Genomic DNA, 20,881 nt, shown 5'->3' with positions numbered 1-20,881 from the left:
ATTCAAAGTCTCTCTCCTTTTAGGAGAGAGATTTAGAGAGAGATTTTCCAGATACCGTGAAAAGTCAGAGAATCAGCAACTGAAAAATGTATATATCAGCTTGAGGAGGTAGGTAATGGAAGAATTTGCACAAAAGAAAATTCCTAAAATAGCGGTTGTAGGGATGGATTGCTATTTGGGTGGTGGCTGCAAGGGATTGGATGCCTTTGAACGTAGTATTTATGAGGGAACTCAGCATTTTATTTCCATACCTCCTCAGCGATGCCTAGGTTGGGCTACGCCTACGCAAACAATAGAAGCACAAGAACAGTTGCTGAAAAACTATGGTTTTGCCGACGGTGTAGTACCATTAGGTGGATACATTAAAGATTTTGAAATTGATGCTTTCCGGTTGGAAATCCCACCAGAAGAAGTAGACAATTTTAACCCTCAAGAACTGTTGATGCTTCAGGTAGCTGATAATGCTCTGAAAGATGCGGCACTTCATCAAGGCACGAGAATAGCAATAATAATTGCTGCTAGTAAAGAACTAACTCTGCATCAAGAAAAAGAGCAACTAGAAGACAAGGAATATCCCACCTACATCGAAAATAGTCTGGCTGATTATATTTCCAAACTGTGGAATTTTGCTGGCCCCACATTCACATTAGTTGCCGAACAAAATTCTGTTTTCAAAGCCTTGGAACTTGGACAAAAGCTACTCGCAATCAGAGAAGTAGATGCCGTTTTGGTTGGTGCAATGGAGCTTGCTGGAGATGGCGCTAGTATTTTACAACGAAATCAAATAGCAAAAATTAACACAGGTGTGAATACTCTCAGTTATGACCAGAATGCCAATGGCTGGATAGTAGGCGAGGGTGCGGCGGCTGTAGTATTGAAGCTTCACGACACAGCAAAACGAGAGAACAATCGCATATATGCAACGATTGACGCTCTTAGTCTTGTGGAAAATTCTAAATCTGAAATTCACTCTGCTACAGCTTCAAATTCTGAAGCGGTAACACAAGTTTGTCAACAGGCTTTTCAATTAGCAGATATCAAACCAAGAGATATCAACTATTTGGAAGTTGTTGGTAGTGGAATTCCTCAGCAAGATGAGTCAGAAATTCAAGGCTTGCTCACAGCTTATCGTACATCTGAACCAAATTTAACTTGTGCGATCGGTAGTGTCAAAGCCAATATCGGTAATACTTATGCTGCATCGGGGATAGTTAGTCTGGTTAAAGCAGCACTTTGCCTATATCACCGTTACATCCCCGCAGTTCCCCAGTGGTCTGGCCCCAAAATACCAGAAATTTGGAAAGATAGCCCTTTTTATGTGGCTTCTGAATCAAAACCCTGGTTTTTAGAAAAAGGAGCCACTAGAAGAATAGCTGCGATTAACGGGATGGAGATAGATGGAAGTTATGCACATTTAATTTTGTCAGAGGAACTATATCAGCAAGATCACAGCAGCAGATATTTAGAGCAAATGCGTTATTATGTATTTGCGATCGCAGCTGATGATCAATCAACTCTATTAGACGAAATCCGCAATCTTCAAGAAACTATCGCAGATTGTTCTTCTCTATCTGCCGCTGCTAGTAAAACTTTCGCAACTTTCCAACAGCGTCAAAACGCAACTTATGCTGTGGCAATTCTCGGACACAATCAAGATGAATTGCAGCGGGAAATTCAGCATTCCCTCAAAGGTATTCCCGATGCCTTCAAGACAGGTAAAGACTGGCAAACTCCTCTAGGCAGCTATTTTACAGCAAAACCACTTGGGCAAAAAGGTAAAATCGCTTTCGTTTATCCAGCAGCCTTTAGTGCTTATCTCGGAATAGGTCGGAATCTATTTCGTTTATTTCCTCAACTTTACGATCATCTGCTCATCAAAAGTGGTTACAACCGTCTCGCGAATATAGAAAAACTTGTCTACCCTCGAAGTTTAGAAAAATTTTCAAATAGGCAACTGGAAGCCCTTGAAAAGGAATTGATTAACGATTCAGTAGCAATACTCGAATTAGAAATGCTCTTTGCCACACTTTTGACGGCAACTCTGAGCAATTATTTTCAGATCAAGCCCCAATGTGCTTTTGGTTATAGCTTGGGCGAGATTAGCATGATGTTGGCTCAAGGTGTCTGGACTGAGTTTCTAGATAATAGTAAGAGCTTTAACTCATCTCCTCTGTTTAAGACAAGGCTATCTGGTTCCAAAAATGCTGTGCGCGAGTATTGGGGATTACCTCAAGGAGAGGATGATAAAAGCGGAGATTTTTGGCGCAACTATATTCTTGTGTGTCCAGTATCTCGTGTTCAGGAAGCCATCCAAGATGAAGATCGCGTCTATTTACTTTTAATTAATACTCCAGAAGAAGTCGTGATTGCTGGTGAGATAGAAGCTTGTAAGCGGGTAATTGCCAATCTAAATTGTGATGCTTTTCTTGCTCCCTTCACCCATGTCATCCATTGCGAGGCAATGCGCTCTGAATACCATGAACTTGTGAGATTAAATACATTTCCTAGCCAAAATAAATCAGAAACTATTTTTTACTCCACAGCCGAGTATAAACCAATTGACCTCGACAGTCATTCAATAGCTCGCAATATTGCTCAAAACATCTGTCAACAGCTTAATTTTCCTCAGCTAATTAACCGTGTCTATGAAGATGGCTTCAAAATATTTCTCGAAGTAGGTGCTGGTAGTAACTGTTCCAGATGGATTGATAAAACCCTCAAGGCAAAAGAACAGATCACAGTATCTCTTAATAAAAGAGGTGTAGACGATCATGCTTCTATTATCAAAGCCTTAGCAAAACTCCTTAGCCATAGAGTTGAACTAGATTTATCACCATTATATTCTCACGAACCAGAAGTTTCCAATGAAAGCCAGTCTAACGTGAGAACTATAACCTTGCAAAATAGCAAGATTAGTTACAAAGCTTTAAAGAAGAAAAAACAAGAAATACTTCAAGATATATCTTTTGGAGATCCCGTCAAACCTGTTAATCAGCAGCAATATCAACTATCAGAATTAAAGGAATTTGCACAAATGAATTCTTCTTTGCTTCCAAATCCAACAAAAAGCCTTGAAAATACCTCCAGAAATTTAGATATTCTCCAAGAGCAAGTTAACTTCATAAATGGCAGAAATGGCAGAAATGGCAGCGAACCTACTCAGTTATTGCTACAAGAGCGCAATGAAACTGTAGAAACACAAGTTAATGAAACTTGGGCAACAGAACAGGAAAATAATCAATTCGTTTTGACTCCTAGTTTGACAACTGGCAGTGTTGTTGACGAACCCTATTTTCTGAATTTACACAGCCCTTACTATCAAAAGCTAAGTGAAAATGCTGCCCGTATGACCAAAACCCACGCTGTTTTTTTACAAGCGCGACAGGAGTCGCTAAAGCAAATCAGCGCCATAATTCAGTTGCAAATAGCTTGCTATCAAAAGTTATTTGAATAATAATCATTTAAAGCAGCAAACTACCCAGATTATTTGAACAAATAATTACTGGCGTAGATATAGCCTCGTTCTTAACCTCAAGCTGAAAATCCATACTAGGGGGCTGCTGCCTCTAATTCTGGAGGCCGCAGCCCAATGACAAGTATCTCATTTTCTTTGTAACGACAAAATCCCCTTGTTCAGAAGCAACCTCACAGGGAACCGATAGAAATTCTCCTGTAAATTATTCAAACATTATCTGGTAAACCCTTCTATATAACTGGAGGTTTAAAAATATGATTGGCGCAGATAATATACTAAATAACAATGGTAGTTACCTGAAAGTGTCAGACTTTATTTACCACCAAAATCAAGTTTGGCAAGGTGCTTTAGATTCTGTTTCTTTTAATGAAAAAGGTATAAAATCTAAGTTGCTAAATTTAGAAAAACCTTGTTATATTATTAGAGTTGAAGGAAAAATAGGCGCAACCAACGAAGGTTATTTATATCCTTACAACCAAGAAAGAACTGGACAGGCAGAAATATTAATAGCTGTTCCACCATTATCAATTAGACAATTAGGCGATCCAAGTTTTCTTAACTTTCATGGTGTAAAATATGCTTATGCGACAGGCGCAATGGCTCAAGGGATTGCTTCTGAAGAACTGGTAATTGCCCTTGGAAAAGAGAGAATCTTAAGTTCATTTGGTGCTGGTGGCTTATCTCCTGCTCGCGTCGAAGCAGCCATTAACCGTATTCAACAAGCTTTACCCCAAGGGCCTTACGCATTTAACTTACTCCACAGTCCCAGTGAACCTGCTATTGAACGCGGTGTTGTTGATTTGTATCTTAAATATCAGGTAAGAACAATCGAAGCTTCCGCCTTTCTCGATTTGACTGACAACATTGTTTACTACCGCGCTGCTGGACTTGGTTTAAATGCAGCAAACCAAATCGAAATCAAAAATAAAATCATTGCCAAAATTTCTCGGAGGGAAGTTGCAATCAAATTTCTGCAACCTGCTCCCACCAAAATTTTGAAACAATTAGTTGAGCAAGGTCTTATTAGCGAATTACAAGCAACCCTCGCTGAAAAAATTCCTGTAGCTGACGATATTACTGTCGAAGCAGATTCTGGAGGTCATACAGATAATCGTCCTTTGGTTTGTCTTTTGCCTTCTATCTTGGAATTGAGAGATGAAATTCAAAGAAAATTTTCTTATGAAAAATCTGTCAGAGTCGGAGTAGCAGGAGGAATTGCTACGCCAAAATCAGCATTAGCTGCCTTTATGATGGGGGCTGCTTATGTTGTAACCGGCTCAATTAACCAGTCTTGTATTGAAGCCGGAACTTCTCAACATACTAAACAGTTGCTAGCTCAAGCCGAGATGGCTGATGTGATGATGGCTCCGGCGGCAGATATGTTTGAAATGGGGGTAAAACTCCAAGTTCTCAAAAGAGGAACTCTCTTTCCTTTACGAGCACAAAAATTATTTGAGTTATACAAAAACTATGACTCAATTGAAAATATTCCACTAGCAGAAAGAGAGAAATTAGAAAAACAAGTTTTGAGAAAGAGCTTAGAAGCAGTTTGGGAAGAGACAGTTACTTATTTATCTCAACGCAATCCCGATAAATTAACCAAAGCTATTAACAACCCCAAACTGAAGATGGCTCTAATTTTCCGCTGGTATCTGGGATTATCATCCCGTTGGTCTAACTTTGGGGAAAAAGGCAGAGAAATGGATTATCAAATCTGGTGTGGCCCTGCTATGGGCAGTTTTAATGACTGGGTTAGAGGTTCTTACTTATCTGAATCAAATAATCGTCAGGTTGTTGATGTTGCTAACCATATTATGACCGGAGCGGCGTTTTTATACCGGATACAAAGTTTGAAAATTCAAGGCTTACAAATGCCCGCTTATTACAGCGAATATCGCCCAGATACATTTTAATTAAAGGAGGAAAATCACATGAATGCTGTTAAAATTGATAACCGAATTCCCAAAATTCAAAATAAGCTTTTCGAGCAGGCACATACTCATTCTTTAGAATTAAAGCCTGTTGCTATCGCCATGAGTAAGCAGGGAATTAAAGGAGAAAAACTCTACTCTCATCCGGGAATGCTTCCCTTACCGGTACCGATTTGTGAGTATTTACTTTCCTTTAATGCTCGTCAAATGTCAATTTTATCTGCGACATTTTTTGCTAACTTTTACAAGTATGTTGCCAATAGCGAATATCAGTCTCTCATGTCCAATATGAGTATTGCTGAAAAAGTTTTTGCTTCCTACTCGGACGAATTTATGATTCTTCACCAGGAAACTAATGAAGAAATGGATCATATTTGGTCTTTTAGAACCGTATATAGTATGGTCTGCCGAGAAATAGGAATTCAAAGCTCCTTTGATGAGCCTGGTTTTTTCTATGGTTCTGTTGGTGCAATACCTCAATCAGATTTTGACAGTTTCGATACCCGTTTTACTTTTGATGAAGATTTAAATGAAACTCTGTTGAATCTTCAAAAGGGGAAAAGCTTTCTTAAAAATATTGTAGAACAGACACAGCAACGAGGCCAAAATTTTACATACCGAAATTTAAGGTTTATGATTGGGGATGCCATGAGGATGCTACCGGCCGAAAAAGTTCAAGAAAGTGGCTTGGGTAGCTTAACTCTGCTGTATCGGTACATGGCTAACGTGGAGTTAAAAAAAAGCGAAGCCTATTTATTTGATTCCCCTGAAAAGTTTGATTATGAACCATTAGCTTTTGAATTGAATCAAGGCCACTTAACAGATGAAGCACGTCATTACACAACATCTTTTGATTTAGGAGTAGAACTGTATAGGGTAGCTCCTCCAGAGGCTCAAGATTTCGTTCGATATTTCATTCAGCTAATTCTGGAAGACTATATTAGTGCTAGTTACACTACTTATTTGGAGAAGTTAGACCTCACTGTGCAAGGAATCATGCTAACTGATATTAGAGTTGGGCTGAACTCACTAAGTATGTCTCTGCACCATCCTGAATTAGCTGATAAGCAAGTAGATATAAATCAATTAGTTAATTCTTGGAGACAGGTAAGTTCAAAGTGGCGCAATATAATTGGTTACATGGAACAAAAGAGTTGGCAATACAAATCTCAGCAGCTAGAGCGTCTGATAAAGGCACTGGGATTGGAGTTAAATACAAGTAAGCTAGGTAATCGCTATGAGCGTTACAAGGATGCTTTGGCAATTAAGGAAATTCAAAAAGTTGTTGAAGTAGCCTAAGGGTTGCTAAATCTGCTAACCCTCTTTCTTGACACTAGTGAGTTTAGAAATGATAGTATCTATTCATTTTGAAGACGATCAAAAAACACTTCAAGTCGAAGCAAATCAACGCTTAACTAAGATTTGTGATGAACATCCTAGTTCAATTTTATTTGGTTGTCGTTGTGTTGCTTGCGGAACCTGTCTTATAGAAGTTGTAAGTGGGATAGAAAATCTAACTCCTGTGATGGATGAGGAGCAGATTTTACTTGATGTGTTGGCTCCAGATAATCCCAATGTTCGCCTAGCCTGTCAATGCGTAGTGCAGGGTGATATTCGCATTCGGGTGGCTGATTAATTGATAAATGTCACGTAGCTCGATATGCGCTTAGGAGATATGCAGCAGTAGCAAAAGTTAAATCTTTTTTCTAATATCTCCTACCTTAAACTTTTCAAAATTTTAGCCAGTACAGCAATCCTATCTAAGCTGTGAACAAAAATTATAGCCTGTTCATATCCTATTTAGGAATGCCATATATCTTATTCCTTTCACTTCAGAGGTGTGTAAATGAGTCAGTCTACTCCTGAGGCAACTAAAAAGCAGTCTTATACCGCAGAAGAAATTCAAGCTTGGCTAGTATCTCATATTGCAGAGCAGCTAGGAGTCGAACCCAAGGATATAGATGTCAGTCAGCCTTTAGACAGCTACGGTTTAGAGTCAGCGCAGGCAATGTTTCTTGTTAGCAAAGCGGAGAAGTTGTTTGGTTTTGAACTATCTCCAATCTTATTGTGGCATTACCCCACTATTGAAACGCTATCCCAGCGTTTAGCCGAAGAATCTAAAGCTTCGCAATCAGAGATTTTTGAGATTTGAACAACAAAGCTGTTATTGAATAGTTCGCAACACAAGATTTTGATAGTTTGAAACTATGAATATATCCAGGTTTTTAGCAAGGCTTACTCAAAAGATTTTGCAGGTTATCGAACAATAATTACAACCGAAATCAAGAACTAAGCTTGCAAATAATCAGTCATTAGAGGGAACCAAAAGTAAATATGATTTACAACAGAAAGCTGGGACACCTTGAGCAAGCTATGGAAATCTTAAATAGCCGTGCTAAAACCTGGAACATAGTAACTATTAGTCGCATCAAGGGCTATATCTGTGAAGAAACTCTAACACAGGCTTTAGACGTGATTCAATGTCGCCACCCTCGTCTAAATTCTCGAATTGTCAGATATAATAATAGTCTGATCTTTCAAAGTCAAAAAACAGCAACTATTGCTTTACGCGTTGTCAAAAAGTTAGACAATGAGCAGTGGCAAGAAGTAGTTGATGAAGAAATGAACAACGGAATTGATAGTAGCAAAGGTTTGCTGCGAGTTGTTCTTGTTCATCTCTTGGGTCATGAGCATATAAGTTATCTAATTACAACAATACACCATGCGATTGCAGATGGTTTATCATCCATCCAACTTCACTCAGAAATATTGACTTGTTGTCAAAAAATTGTGTCCGGCGAACCAATTAATCCATTTATTAGCTTAACTCCACTTCCACCCATCGAAGAACTAATGCCCCAATGGACTAAGGGATTCAGGGGTAGGATAAATAGCATTATCTTCTTATTGCAGCTTGGGTTGCAAAAAATCTGGAATCGGCCAAAAACATTAGGTTTTGAAAAGTATGTATCCATTACAAAGCGTAGTTGCAATATTATTCACAGACAACTTGACCAAGACCTAACCCAAAAGTTTGTAAATCATTGTCGGCAAGAAAATACAACAGTGCATAGTGCTTTGTGTGCTGTGCTGATGTTTACAGTAGGAACAAAAATAATTAAAGGTAATAGAAAAAAAGTACGAGTAAACTGCCTATCATATTTTGATTTGAGGAGACATCTGGAACCAGAAATCAGTCATGATCAGATGGCTGTATTAGCCTCCTCTATTATGGCATTTCATACTATAGGGAGAAACACTTCTTTTTGGAAATTAGCCCGTGAGGTGAAACAAAAACTAGAAGTTAGTAAAAAATCCGGTGATCTCTTTAAAATGATTTTGATTGCCAAGCATCTCATAGATTTTTGTTTTATCTATCCCAAGCAAGTAGCTGCCACAGTATCTGTTTCTAATGTTGGTAAAGTAAATATTCCCAAACATTACGGTGAATTTGAACTAGAAGAAATTAGTTTCGCTGGTTCCCATGCTTTGTATGCAGGTGTTTTTGTTATCCATGCATCAACTTTTCAAGGAAAAATGCTGTTGAATTTTGTTTTTTCTCAACCTTCAATTAGCCAAAGCACTATGGAACTTCTTGTGAACAATGTTATGTCTTATATTCATGAAATTTGCAATTTGGATTTAAACTCTTCTTTAACGTACAAATAGGCATATTTGTTGCTCATTTGATATTTTGAAAAATTAATACTTTGAAACAATTAGGAGATTATGAAAATATGAACGCATCAGAGATTATAGCAAACCTTACTCAACAGGGTGTTCATTTGTGGGTTGATAACGACAAATTAAAGATTCGCTCACCCAAAGGCATAATCACATTAGAAATGCAAGCAGAAATAGTTGCTTGCAAAGCGGAGATTGTGGCATTTCTACACGAGATGGATGTCGCGACTGATTTAGATTCTGTCCCTTTAAGTCAAGGACTCAATTTACAGACTATTGGTCGTCTAATTGGGGGATTTTCAGAGCAATCATCTGTAGAGTATAAGCCGCCAATTATCGATCCTAAAGTTATGGCTCAAAAGCTGATAGTTACATTTAAACCTTTGCCCAATAGCTACAAAAATCAAGAGATTCGGAAATTTCGCCAAGAATTGGAAGTTAAGTTGAGAGATTATGGGGTCAAAGTTTTATCTTGGGAGGAAGCGATCGCTGAATTTAACTATGACCTAACAATTCCAATAATTAACAAAAATAAAAAATTCACGTTTAAGGGAGTTAAATCAGAAGTTAATGCAATTATTGATGTAGAAATACCTCCTTCTATTCTAAGAAAACTTGGTATTTTTACAGCAGAGCTTCTCTATCAATTTTATTCTAAATTTGTTTTAAATGGTCGCAAAATACCTGTTATAAAAATGGCTCGATTGAGCAGTTGGGCTGAGGATCATGCAGCTAAGTACGTTGACAATCCTAGTAAAACCCAAGTAATTGTACTTACTGAAATAGACCATGATTTTATCAACCCTCTGATTCCGTATAAACAAAAAATCAATATTGGTTTAAACACTTTAATCAGAACGTTTTCAGAAATTGTTATTGGAGTATCATCTGATAAGATTTCTATATTAAACATGAATCTTTCAGACTCTATTTTCTCCAAAAATGAGATAGAACGGTTTGTTTTGAAATCACTAATTCCTAAAGTTTTTGTGCCGATCGCCCCACTTTTATTGAGTCGATTTGAGATAGGAAAGTATAATCCTCAAGAATCTAGCTATGCTGCAAAATTAGTGAAACTGGGGCAAGAATTGGCATCCACAGGCTTATTCCCTCCAGGCTTTAAGTTGGATGAAGTGATTAAAAGAAAATCCCATAGAGATATTGTCAGCGTCATCATAAATGGTAGGACAGGCGTCTCTTACGGTTTTGTTGCTTATGTTGAACCTCCACAATATTTTGGAGATGTAGAAGTAACTAAAAATGAGTGGGAAGGTCTATTACCTGTTAAAGGATTTAGTAGTAACGAACTTCGTCAAAATGAAAAAGGTAGACGATATGCCAAAATCAAACTCCTAGAAAAATATGTATTTAGGCAAATACCGGATATTTGGCTTGTAAGTTCTCGTTCAGGGTCAAATAAAACAGACTTGAACATCGCTGACGATATTATCAGAATTGGTTTGAAAGAAAAGCTATATCTGCAATTACCTAAAGTGATTCGTTCGGAGTTAGCAGATATGAAACCTTCTTATGATATTTATGTCATGCTTGCGATTAGTCTTTCTGCGGCTTTGTATACACCAGAATTAATTAAAGATGGTGCGCCAATTGTTCATTTCCACGGCTACCCAGCATTTGATTGGTTTAAACCAAATGAATACTGTGTTGGGGTAAATAATCCTTCAGTACCTTGTGGAACCTATGAATCTGGTGTATTCAACTTTCTAGGTATTTCTAGTTTGGCTGAACAACAAGCAAGAAACATATCTCTAGTTAGTTTGATAGAACCAGATCATGGGACAAATTTTATAGCTAATGACTTGGATTATCTAGTCGAAAGATTGAAAGCCGGGTGTACAGATGGGCAAGTTGAACTAGGTGGAAAACATTTCGCTTCTCTGAAATCGAAGCTAGAAGAATGCAAAATCTAAATTTGTGAAAGAGGCTTTTAATTCTCACTGTTTAACCAAGAATTGGAAAGCATGATTCTCTTTGCTGCGGAACACGTGCGCGTAGCAAGCTTTAAGAGTAGCGCATGAGACAGCAAAGCTGACTAATCACTAATAAGCTTAGGTCATTCGCATAAAAATGCTAGAGCGTTATTTCTAGCATTTTTATACGGATGACTTTTTGATTTTTACAAAAAATTAATCAAGTATTGATCAAGTTGCGTATGAGTTGCATTTGAGTTGCATTTGAGTATCTTGCTGTCATAATATGCTTATAAATCACAAGCGAATGAGATTTATAGGTAGTATTTAAACCACTTTGACTATATGTAATAAGTGGATAAAACACCTGAATTTGTAACAATAGAACAGTGGTAGATTAAATCTGTGAACATCGAAAACCAAACTCTTCTCATCACAGAAATTAATGGATTTATCGGCTTGCGTTTTGCTGAGTTAGCTATAGCAAAGGGAATGAAAGTCCGTGGACTGCAAAATTCCCCAGATAAAGCTAAAAAAGCGCAAAAACTCGGTGTTGAGGTGATTGTTGGTAGTGTTACTAATCCAGCTACTGCCCAAATGGCTTGTCAGGGAGTAGATGTTGTTGCACATACGGCTGAACTAGCTAAAGAAGGTGGGTCAATTGACCATTTTCGTGAGGTAAATGTTAGGGGCACTGTCAATATAGCTAAAGCTGCTAAGAATGCTGATGTCAAAAACTTTGTGCATCTTTCGAGTGGTATGGTCTATGGTTTCAACTATTGCGATCGCATCACGGAATCTGGGCCGTTGTCTGGCGAAAATAATCCTTACTGTCAGACAAAAATAGAAGCTGAAGAAGCAATATTACAACTGAATTCCCCGCCAGATTTTGGCATCATCATCATTAGAGCAGGCGATGTTTATGGACCAGGAAGTATTCCCTGGATAGTCAGACCCATTCTGATGATGCGCCAAAAAGAATTTGTCTATGCCAACGATGGGAGGGGAGTTATCAATCATGTATACGTAGATAACTTGATTGATGCTATATTTTTGGCGATTGAAAAAGAAACCTACGGTGAAATATTTAATATCACTGATGGACAAGAAACATCTTGGAAAGAATATTTTACTTATTTGGTAGACATAGCAGGTGTGCCTGCGCCTAATTCTCTGCCAAAAGATGAACTTAAACTTCTGATAAAACTACGTTCTCAAGGACAAAAACTATTTGGCAAGAAAGCCGATATTCTGCCAGAATCTATAGATTTCATCACTCGCCCCTATGCTTATTCTATTGCTAAAGCAGAAACAATTTTGGATTATAAACCAAAAATTGATTTACAAGAGGGGATGCAGCACATACAGGAATGGCTGAGAAAAACAGACATCCAAAAAATAATTGAATCACCTTAGTTGATTTAGAAAGTTTTCATACAAGTGTTAGACCATTATCCATAGATATCAAGTGTTAGACCATGAATAAACAACCTCTTCGCATTGCGATTTTTACAGCATTATATGCTCCGTTCATGTCTGGGGTTTCTATGGGAGTACACCAGCAGGTTCGCTGGTTGCCACAGTAGGGACATGAAGTGTTTCTGATCCATCCTGGAGTCAATGAGCTATACTCCAAAGAAGTTCGCGATCGCCCCATGTTAAGGCTGGAGGAAGAAGAATAATTTGATTTGTGAATCCTTGGTTCTGTACCTCATTTAGTTGCAAAGTGCTGTAATTTGTTTTTTGAAGTGACGGCGTAAATGAGCCAAGCATTTCTGTTGGTCACTCACTGCATAACCATTGTAGACACTAAAATCGTCGCTGCTGAGTACCCCATATTTAGTCCCTAAAATTGTTTCTAATTCGGCTCTAGAACGAGTGTCAGCAGCAGTAAACAAGCAGAAATCAGAATTGGCAACTACCCACAACCATTCTTTGATACCTTTAACTGACCAAGGCGTTTCATCCACATGAACATTCGGTTTGCCAAAACCCTTACGCGTTTTTCCCTGATGCCCTGGTTGCCCGCCTGGTTTTGTTTTGGGATGATTCGATTCTCCGTCCAGGGATGCTGTTTTGTTTTCGCTCTTTTTCAGAATATCCCCAGATGGTGGTTTCGATGAGGTAAAACTATCTAAGTCTCGGCTGACTTTTAAACGTTCTACTTCTTGCTGTAGTTCTAAGATTGTTTTCTGTAACTCACATATTGCCTTGCCCTGCTCAATAATTATCTCTACCAGTTCTTCTTTTGATAACTGGTTCAAACTTTCTCGGTCTAAAACAGTACGGCAGGTTTTGGTTCATATTTGTGATACTCCCCCTCAAGTGTCCCCTTTGTCAATACTCTGCCACCTGAATCCTTACCTAAGAGAATATCTGTATACTACATAATAAAAATTATATTAGTTTGAAAGCAATTTCTAGTAAATTTACTTAGACAAGCCCATAAGAATTACATTATATAAGCGAAATATTACCGTGATTTGGTGAAGGCATTTATATATGTAAATGGTTCATTTCAGAGAATCTACGGTAACAAAAATCAAAGCGATCGCGGTACTTTAATTTCAATAAACCTTACATTATCAGGTTGAAAAACTCAGAAAGGATGACGGATAAAGAATGTAGAAGCTCTAGCTGCTACTCGATTATAGCCTACGGCTAGTACGGTAAAGCCCTGATGAACGCCGAATCTGTTCTCATGAAGAGTAAGCACTTTCTAGGCATCTGCGGGTCTACAGACGTTTTAGGCTAAAAACCTCTTCTTTCGGGCTTTGGTGAAGACTTATACAATGTATAGATTTTTATGATGGAATTTTTAAATAATTTTTTCTCTACTAGCCAGTTTATCCCTCACGGACATTGCTACCTCTGGAAACCAGGGTTGGTGTGGTTGCATCTGGTTTCAGATGTGTTAACTGGACTTGCTTATTATTCAATTCCAGTGATGTTGGTTTATTTTGTCCGTAAACGACGAGATGTGCCTTTCGGCTGGATATTCCTGATGTTTGGTGCATTCATTGTTGCTTGTGGCACAACCCATTTGATGGACGTGTGGACGCTTTGGCATCCTACTTATTGGCTATCAGGGTTACTCAAAGCTATCACCGCTTTTGTCTCAGTATTAACTGCTATACAACTTGTGCCATTAATCCCACAAGCACTGGCTCTACCTAGTCCTGCCCAACTAGAGGCTGCAAACTACCAACTAGCAAAGGAAATTGCTGAACGCATACGGACTGAGGAGGTGTTGAGAGAAAGTGAACAACGCTGGCAATTAGCTTTGCGTGGCAATAATGATGGAATTTGGGACTGGAATGTTAAAACCAATGAAGTTTTCTTCTCGGTTCGCTGGAAGGAAATGCTTGGTTACGAAGACCACGAAATTTCTAACCATTTAGATGAATGCGTGACACGAGTGCATCCTGACGAACTTGACTGGGTGACACAAACAATTCAACAGCATTTTGCTCAGAAAACACCGTTTTACACTATTGAGTATCGAATTTTATGTAAAGATGGCACTTACAAATGGATTTTGGATCGAGGTCAAGCACTGTGGGATGAAGACGGTAACGTAGTGCGGATGGTTGGCTCACATACTGACATAACTGAGCGCAAGCAAGCAGAGGAGGCACTGAGTAATCTACTTAACCAACTAGAAATCATAGTTGAACAACGAACAGCAGAGTTAACAAGAATTAATCAATCACTACAGACAGAAATTACTGAACGCCACCGAATGGAACAAGCATTGCGAGAAAGCGAACAGCGATTTCGTGCTGCATTCCATCAAGCTGCTGTTGGCATCGCCCATGTAGCAATAGATGGAAAGTGGTTGTTAGTTAATCAGAGGCTTTGCAATATTCTCGGTTACACACCCGAAGAACTACAGTTGCTAAGTTTCCAAGATATTACTCACCCAGATGATCTTAGCGCCGACCTGAAATATATTGACCAGATTTTAGCAGATAATATTCAAACTTACTCGATGGAAAAGCGCTATTTCTGCAAAGATACTTCCATAGTTTGGGTTAATCTCACTGTGTCTTTAATGCGCGAACTTAGTGGGGAGCCAAAGTATTTTATTTCTGTGGTCGAAGACATTAGCGAACGGCAAGCCGCGCAGCGCGATCGCAAGCAGTGGGAAGAGCAAATCCAAGCATCACTCTTAGAAAAAGAGGTGTTATTAAAAGAAATTTACCATCGGGTCAAAAATAATTTACAGGTTATTTCTAGTCTGTTAAGCTTGCAATCTGCTTATATTAAAGATAAACACGATTTGGTAATATTCAAACAAAGCCAGCAGCGGATTGCATCAATGGCTTTAGTTCACGAAAAATTGTATCAGTCTCAAGACTTGGCAAGAATTAATTTTGGTGAATATATTCGAGATTTAGTAGCAAGTTTATTTAGTGCATATGAAGTAAACGAAGATGCGATCGCTCTGACAATAAATATCGATGATCATGTATTTCTAGGCTTGGATACAGCAATTCCTTGTAGCTTAATCATCCATGAGCTTGTATCAAATTCCTTGAAATATGCGTTTCCATCAGGTAGAAATGGTACAATCTATATCGGAATTAAAAAAAATAATGAAGATGAAGCCACACTTGTAGTTAGCGATAATGGAATTGGTTTACCATCAAATTTTAATTTTAAAAACATGGCCTCTTTAGGCTGGCAGTTAGTAGATGCTTTAACCAATCAACTTGGAGGAAATATCAATATCCAAGGTGCTAGGGGAGTAGAGTGTGAACTAACATTTGCATTAATTTAAATATAAAATAACTATAGTATGACAAACGCAAAAATTTTAGTTGTGGAAGATGAAGCTATTGTTGCTAAAGATTTACAGCATCGACTGATAAAATTTGGTTACACGGTTCCTGCTATCGCTTCTTCAGGAGAAGAAGCAATTAATAAAGCAGTAGAAATATGCCCAGATATAGTGCTAATGGATATTAAGCTAAAAGGTTCAATGGACGGGATAGAAGCTGCCCAAGAAATCTATAAGCGTTTGGATATTCCAGTAATTTATTTGACTGCTTATGCAGATGAAGATACGTTAGAACGAGCCAAAATAACTGAGCCGTTTGGCTATCTTCTGAAACCTTTTAAAGAAAAAGAATTACAAATAAATATTGAAATAACCCTTACAAAGCATGGTTTAGAAAGGCAATTAAAAGTAAACCAAAAATGGCTAGATGCACTTTTAAGAAGTATCGGTGATGGTGTGATTGCTAGCGATCTTAAAGAATTGGTAATTTTTATGAATCCTGTTGCTGAAAATCTAACCGGATGGAAACAAGAAGAAGCTTGTGGCAGGAATTCATCAGAAGTATTCAATATTGCCAATGCAGAAACTCATAATCCTATTGAAAGCCCAATCATCAAAGTTCTTCAAGATGGTATTATAGTCAATCTCCCAGCAGAAACTATTTTGATTGCTAAAGATGGTGCAGAAAGACCAATTGATGACAGCGCTGCACCAATTAAAGATGATAAAGATAATATTACAGGCGCTGTGTTAGTTTTTCGAGATATTACTGAGCACAAACGAGCGATTGAGGCGCGTAAAAAGCAAATTGAGCAAGAGCAACTTGTGATCCAATGGGAGGAAATAAATCAACTCAAAAATGACTTTTTGAATTTGGTTTCCCACGAACTGCGATCGCCTCTGAGTAACATGAAAATGATGATTCAAATGATACAATTATCTCCTGGTACTGAGGAAGCTCAACGCTATCTACAGCTGATGGAAAGTGAGTGCGATCGCGAGCTAGGATTAATCAACGATCTACTAGACTTACAACGGCTAGAAAGCTCATCCTATCCAGTTCTTACACCTGATGCCTTAGTCTTACAACAGTGGATACTTTGGGTTATTGAGCCGTTTCAAATCCGTGTTCAAGAACATCAGCAAACTTTACAGCTAAATCTCCCTTCAAATCTCCCGCCGCTATTCTCAGATGGCATTAGTTTGGAACGGATCTTAGTAGAATTGCTCAATAATGCCTGTAAATACACACCTGCGGGTGGTGAAATTAACCTAAGTGTACGTCACAATTCCTCGGAAGCGCCCGCAAAAACTATTATTACTACCAGTAATTCGGCAGAAATTCCGATAACAGAGTTACCACGAATCTTTGAGAAATTTTATCGCATCCCCAATGCAGACATCTGGAATCAAGGTGGTTCGGGATTAGGTTTACCTATAGTGCAGAAATTAGTCGAACAACTGCAAGGAAACATTCAAGTAGAAAGCGGTAACGGATGGACGACATTTGCGCTCACATTAACTGACTTATAGGTTTTTAGCTTCTATTAAAAATTGATGGAATTTTTGCTACATATACGCTGCTAGAGGCGTATATCTACACGTCCCTATAGATGATTGATGTGTCGCAAAGATTTTTGTAAATGCTATGAGATAATTACAGAAATTACGCAAAATAATGAAAAAACTGTAGATTCAGCGATTAACTATACACAAGCTAAAACAGTAGCTAAAGCAATTGTAAATTCACCATTAGTAAAAACCGCCGTTTATGGAGCAGATCCGAATTGGGAACGAGTTGCTATGGCTATAGGCAAATGCGAAAATCAACAGCAAATAAATCCAGAACGAGTTGTTATTAGTTTTGATAATGTGAAAGTTTATCCTAATAGCTTAACTGATGAAAATCTAGAACAGTTGCGGCAAATTATGTCCAAAGATAAAGTAGATATTCATGTTAGCCTGAATATTGGGGAAGCCTCTGCAACTGTATGGGGTTGCGATCTTTCAGAGGGTTATATAGAAATTAATGGCAAATACTCAACTTGATTAACAAGAAGAACCAGATTATTGTCTGGATGTATTGTGACAATTGATGCCAATGGTTGCCAGAAATAGATTCTTGGGTTAATCTACACGCTCCTGATACCTAACATTTGTCTCCTAACAAGAGCATGGCCAGATTGAACATCAAACCAATGAATATCCTCAGGGGGCAATGCTAGTGTAATATCCTCGCCACTCCAATTTTGGTCTGTTGGCAACAAAGCACGTATCGTAATCGCTTCGGTTTGTGAACCCTGAATCTTAACACTGACCAAATAGTGCATACCTAAGTTTTCCACTAAAAATACTTGCCCTTGGATAGTCTGTGTATCAGCTGGTTGAGCAATGCGAACATCTTCTGGGCGAATTCCTAAAACAATCTGCGGTGGTACTGTTGGTATATTGGGGAGAAGTACTTGGAAGTTACCCGCGATCGCATATTGTCCCTTACAAGGTAGAGTCAGCAAATTCATTTGCGGACTACCAACAAATCCAGCCACAAATAGATTAGCTGGATGGTTATAGATGCGCTCAGGCGGGTCAAGTTGCTGGACATAACCATTGTTGAGCAATGCAACTTTCGTGGAAAGCGTCATCGCTTCGGTTTGGTCGTGGGTAACGTAGACAACCGGAACTTTTTGTGCTGCAAAAATTTGCTTGATATCGGCTCGGACTCGTTCCCGCAGAAGTGCATCCAGGTTACTTAAAGGTTCATCCAGCAGGTACACATCGGCATTACGCACCAAAGCACGACCGACAGCAACCCTTTGGCGTTGACCTCCAGACATTTGGCCAGGCTTACGGTTCATTAACTCTGCTAATCCCAAAACTTCTGCTACTTCTGCCACTCGCTGTTTAATTTCTGTAGGTGGTACTTTTTTTAGCTTGAGTCCAGAAGCAAGGTTTTCGTACACCGTCATGTGGGGATAAAGTGCATAGCTTTGAAATACCATTGCAATGTTGCGATCGGCTGCTCGTTTATAGGTGACATCCACATCCCCAATCTTGATCTGACCGTGAGTAGGTTCTTCAAGACCCGCAATCATTCGTAGGACGGTGGATTTGCCACAGCCAGAAGGGCCAAGTAAAGTGAGAAACTCATCGTTATCTACAGTTAAGCTAACGTCTTTGACAGGGACGACTTTAGGATTATAGGTTTTGTTTAAGTTTTTGAGTTCGAGTTTAGCCATTTTGATTTTTATCCTTTGACAGCACCAGCGGTAAGACCTTGGACAATCCGGCGCTGGAAAAACAAAACTAGTAAAATTAGGGGTAACGTCCCCACGACAGTTGCAGCAGCGATCGCACCATAGGGAATTTCAAATACTGTCGCACCACCCAACTGAGCAGCAGCAACAGGAATTGTCTTCAACTCTTCACGGGTCATAAACGTGAGAGCGAAGATAAACTCGTTCCAAGCAAAAATAAAGGTGAGAATTCCAGTAGTTACTAAGGCGGGAAGGGTCATAGGCAGCACGATTTGCCACAAAAGTTGAAAAGTATTGTAGCCATCGACCCTAGCGGAATCTTCCAAGTCTTTCGGCAATTGTTGAAAAAAGCTTCTAAGCACCAAAATTGTTAGCGGCAAATTGATCGCAGTATATGGTATAATTAGCGCCAAATAATTGTTGCCCAATCTAAGCGCCTGGATAATTTCTAACAGTCCTAAGAACAACAGAATTCCAGGAAATAAGGTCACGATTAGAACGCTGGCGAGGATAGCTCTTTCACCCCAAGGGCGTAACCGTGCGAGGGCATAGGCAGCAGGTGCGCCGATCGCTAAAGATACAGCTGTGGAAGTAATCGACACAAAGGCACTGTTGAAGATGTAGCGCCAAAATGGACGACGGGTGAATAATTCAATGTAGTGATTGAAAGTGAATCGTGTCGGGAAATAGACAGTAGGAACGGCGGCAATATCCTCATTCACTTTAAACGAGGTCAGCAATTGCCATAGGGCTGGGGCTAGGCTGAATAGCACTATTAATACAACTATGATGAACAGCAAGATTTTTTTCAGAGAAAACTTGGTTTTCTCTGTTTGTCTTGGAATCGTTGGAACTGCTTCTGGAGTTACACTCATGGGTTAAATGGCTCCTGATGTTTTGGCACGATATTTGTTCAGCAAGAAACTAGCGATCGTCACCGCAGCAATTAATATTAAAAATGTCACTACTACAAGGGCTGCTCCATAACCAAAATCTAAGTAGCGCATCACCGTCGAGTAAATGTACAATGACACCACTTCCGTAGCGCCACCAGGGCCACCTCCAGTCATCACAGCAATCAAGTCGAAAATTCCGAAAGCTTGAGCAAACCGAAATAGCACTGCAATTAAGATTTGTGGCAGCAGCAATGGCAGGGTAATATTGCGGAAGCTTTGCCAAGCAGTTGCCCCATCGACCGAGTAAGCTTCATAGAGGTCTTGTGATATCGACTGTAAGCCAGCTAGCAGCAGGATACTGATAAACGGCGTAGTTTTCCAAACATCAGCAAAAACCACTGCTATCATCGCCAGCGTTGGATCTCCTAACCAGTTAATCCCAGTTTCAATCAGTCCCAACCGCCGCAGAATATCGTTCACAACCCCAAACTGGTCGTTAAAAATCCAAGCCCACGCCAGACCAATCAGAGCGGTAGGCAAAGCCCAAGGTATAATCGCCGTTGTACGCACTATGCCCCGCCCAAAAAACGCCTGGTTGAGAACTAGAGCAACCCCCAGTCCTAGCAGTAGTTCTGAGATTACGGATGCTGTTGTGAAGACGGTTGTCGCCCACAAACTCTGCCAAAAACGACCATCCCCCGCCATCCGCACATAATTGTCCAAACCAGAGAATACGGGTTGTAGCTCTGTTCCCAGATTTCTAGTAAATACGCTTAACCAAAATGCTCGTAAAATTGGGTAGGCAAATACAAACAACAGCAGCAGCAGCGCGGGTGTTAGTAATATCCATGCTGTCTGTTGTTCTCGACTTCTGAGTGTATTTAAATTTGTCATTAGTCATTTGTCATTGGGCATTGGGCATTGGCA

13 protein-coding genes and 3 pseudogenes are annotated in these 20,881 nt (G+C 39.2%); 12 read left to right on the top strand and 4 right to left on the bottom strand.

Annotated features, from left to right (window positions below; translation table 11 throughout):
• Positions 1 to 115 precede the first annotated feature (115 nt).
• The 9 genes and pseudogenes from ACEYW6_RS15145 to ACEYW6_RS15105 form a co-directional block, all read left to right on the top strand.
• Positions 116 to 3,454, top strand: a complete 3,339-nt coding sequence (locus ACEYW6_RS15145) for a PfaB family protein (RefSeq protein ID WP_412980354.1) — start codon at positions 116 to 118, stop codon at positions 3,452 to 3,454.
• A gap of 275 nt (positions 3,455 to 3,729) precedes the next feature.
• Complete coding sequence (locus tag ACEYW6_RS15140) at positions 3,730 to 5,388, top strand: PfaD family polyunsaturated fatty acid/polyketide biosynthesis protein (protein ID WP_412980353.1); 1,659 nt, start codon at positions 3,730 to 3,732, stop codon at positions 5,386 to 5,388.
• 18 nt (positions 5,389 to 5,406) lie between these two features.
• Positions 5,407 to 6,705 (top strand): hypothetical protein, encoded by a 1,299-nt coding sequence (locus ACEYW6_RS15135; protein ID WP_412980352.1) that lies wholly within the window; start codon positions 5,407 to 5,409, stop codon positions 6,703 to 6,705.
• A gap of 49 nt (positions 6,706 to 6,754) precedes the next feature.
• Positions 6,755 to 7,042: a 2Fe-2S iron-sulfur cluster-binding protein gene (locus tag ACEYW6_RS15130; RefSeq protein WP_012408027.1), complete on the top strand. Its 288-nt coding sequence runs from the start codon at positions 6,755 to 6,757 to the stop codon at positions 7,040 to 7,042.
• Positions 7,043 to 7,252: 210 nt separating this feature from the next.
• Complete coding sequence (locus tag ACEYW6_RS15125; protein WP_114080668.1) at positions 7,253 to 7,558, top strand: phosphopantetheine-binding protein; 306 nt, start codon at positions 7,253 to 7,255, stop codon at positions 7,556 to 7,558.
• Positions 7,559 to 7,740: 182 nt separating this feature from the next.
• Positions 7,741 to 9,075 (top strand): phthiocerol/phthiodiolone dimycocerosyl transferase family protein, encoded by a 1,335-nt coding sequence (locus tag ACEYW6_RS15120; RefSeq protein WP_412980351.1) that lies wholly within the window; start codon positions 7,741 to 7,743, stop codon positions 9,073 to 9,075.
• 68 nt (positions 9,076 to 9,143) lie between these two features.
• Positions 9,144 to 11,021, top strand: coding sequence for a hypothetical protein (locus ACEYW6_RS15115; protein WP_412980416.1), 1,878 nt, complete (start codon positions 9,144 to 9,146; stop codon positions 11,019 to 11,021).
• 405 nt (positions 11,022 to 11,426) lie between these two features.
• Positions 11,427 to 12,437: an NAD-dependent epimerase/dehydratase family protein gene (locus ACEYW6_RS15110; protein WP_412980350.1), complete on the top strand. Its 1,011-nt coding sequence runs from the start codon at positions 11,427 to 11,429 to the stop codon at positions 12,435 to 12,437.
• 62 nt (positions 12,438 to 12,499) lie between these two features.
• Positions 12,500 to 12,694, top strand: a pseudogene (locus ACEYW6_RS15105) (glycosyltransferase family 1 protein); the annotation flags it as partial.
• Between the two features lie 60 nt (positions 12,695 to 12,754).
• Here ACEYW6_RS15105 and ACEYW6_RS15100 read toward each other — a convergent pair.
• Positions 12,755 to 13,325 (bottom strand): annotated as a pseudogene (locus tag ACEYW6_RS15100) (IS66 family transposase); the annotation flags it as partial.
• 502 nt (positions 13,326 to 13,827) lie between these two features.
• On the opposite strand from ACEYW6_RS15100, the gene ACEYW6_RS15095 reads away from it, so the two are divergent.
• The 3 genes and pseudogenes from ACEYW6_RS15095 to ACEYW6_RS15085 all read left to right on the top strand — a co-directional run.
• Positions 13,828 to 15,804: a PAS domain S-box protein gene (locus ACEYW6_RS15095; RefSeq protein WP_412980349.1), complete on the top strand. Its 1,977-nt coding sequence runs from the start codon at positions 13,828 to 13,830 to the stop codon at positions 15,802 to 15,804.
• 18 nt (positions 15,805 to 15,822) lie between these two features.
• The gene (locus ACEYW6_RS15090; protein WP_412980348.1) at positions 15,823 to 17,337 is read left to right on the top strand and encodes a response regulator; all 1,515 of its coding nucleotides are present in this window, start codon (positions 15,823 to 15,825) and stop codon (positions 17,335 to 17,337) included.
• A gap of 147 nt (positions 17,338 to 17,484) precedes the next feature.
• A pseudogene (locus tag ACEYW6_RS15085) lies at positions 17,485 to 17,853 on the top strand (bifunctional ornithine acetyltransferase/N-acetylglutamate synthase); the annotation flags it as partial.
• 83 nt (positions 17,854 to 17,936) lie between these two features.
• On the opposite strand, the gene ACEYW6_RS15080 reads toward ACEYW6_RS15085, so the two are convergent.
• Genes ACEYW6_RS15080 through ACEYW6_RS15070 form a run of 3 tightly spaced genes read right to left on the bottom strand, consistent with a single transcriptional unit; the run spans position 17,937 to position 20,848 of the window.
• Positions 17,937 to 19,040 (bottom strand): ABC transporter ATP-binding protein, encoded by a 1,104-nt coding sequence (locus tag ACEYW6_RS15080; protein WP_412980347.1) that lies wholly within the window; start codon positions 19,038 to 19,040, stop codon positions 17,937 to 17,939.
• An 8-nt stretch (positions 19,041 to 19,048) separates the two neighbouring features.
• Positions 19,049 to 19,933, bottom strand: coding sequence for a carbohydrate ABC transporter permease (locus ACEYW6_RS15075; RefSeq protein WP_412980346.1), 885 nt, complete (start codon positions 19,931 to 19,933; stop codon positions 19,049 to 19,051).
• Between the two features lie 3 nt (positions 19,934 to 19,936).
• A complete protein-coding gene (locus ACEYW6_RS15070; RefSeq protein ID WP_412980345.1) occupies positions 19,937 to 20,848 on the bottom strand; it encodes a carbohydrate ABC transporter permease in 912 nt (303 codons plus the stop codon).
• Positions 20,849 to 20,881 lie beyond the last annotated feature (33 nt).

This window comes from Nostoc sp. UIC 10607 (assembly GCF_047228265.1).
In the GTDB taxonomy this organism is placed as follows: Bacteria; Cyanobacteriota; Cyanobacteriia; order Cyanobacteriales; family Nostocaceae; genus Nostoc; species Nostoc foliaceum_A.
This window is presented reverse-complemented; position numbering and strand designations above follow the sequence as displayed.

Excerpts from the sequence above, each read along its gene's own strand:
- ACEYW6_RS15135 (WP_412980352.1), top strand. The coding sequence starts at position 5,407 with ATGAATGCTGTTAAAATTGATAACCGAATTCCCAAAATTCAAAATAAG.
- ACEYW6_RS15080 (WP_412980347.1), bottom strand. The coding sequence starts at position 19,040 with ATGGCTAAACTCGAACTCAAAAACTTAAACAAAACCTATAATCCTAAA.
- ACEYW6_RS15125 (WP_114080668.1), top strand. The coding sequence starts at position 7,253 with ATGAGTCAGTCTACTCCTGAGGCAACTAAAAAGCAGTCTTATACCGCA.
- ACEYW6_RS15130 (WP_012408027.1), top strand. The coding sequence starts at position 6,755 with ATGATAGTATCTATTCATTTTGAAGACGATCAAAAAACACTTCAAGTC.
- ACEYW6_RS15140 (WP_412980353.1), top strand. The coding sequence starts at position 3,730 with ATGATTGGCGCAGATAATATACTAAATAACAATGGTAGTTACCTGAAA.
- ACEYW6_RS15075 (WP_412980346.1), bottom strand. The coding sequence starts at position 19,933 with ATGAGTGTAACTCCAGAAGCAGTTCCAACGATTCCAAGACAAACAGAG.
- ACEYW6_RS15090 (WP_412980348.1), top strand. The coding sequence starts at position 15,823 with ATGACAAACGCAAAAATTTTAGTTGTGGAAGATGAAGCTATTGTTGCT.
- ACEYW6_RS15120 (WP_412980351.1), top strand. The coding sequence starts at position 7,741 with ATGATTTACAACAGAAAGCTGGGACACCTTGAGCAAGCTATGGAAATC.
- ACEYW6_RS15145 (WP_412980354.1), top strand. The coding sequence starts at position 116 with ATGGAAGAATTTGCACAAAAGAAAATTCCTAAAATAGCGGTTGTAGGG.
- ACEYW6_RS15095 (WP_412980349.1), top strand. The coding sequence starts at position 13,828 with ATGATGGAATTTTTAAATAATTTTTTCTCTACTAGCCAGTTTATCCCT.
- ACEYW6_RS15070 (WP_412980345.1), bottom strand. The coding sequence starts at position 20,848 with ATGACAAATTTAAATACACTCAGAAGTCGAGAACAACAGACAGCATGG.
- ACEYW6_RS15115 (WP_412980416.1), top strand. The coding sequence starts at position 9,144 with ATGAACGCATCAGAGATTATAGCAAACCTTACTCAACAGGGTGTTCAT.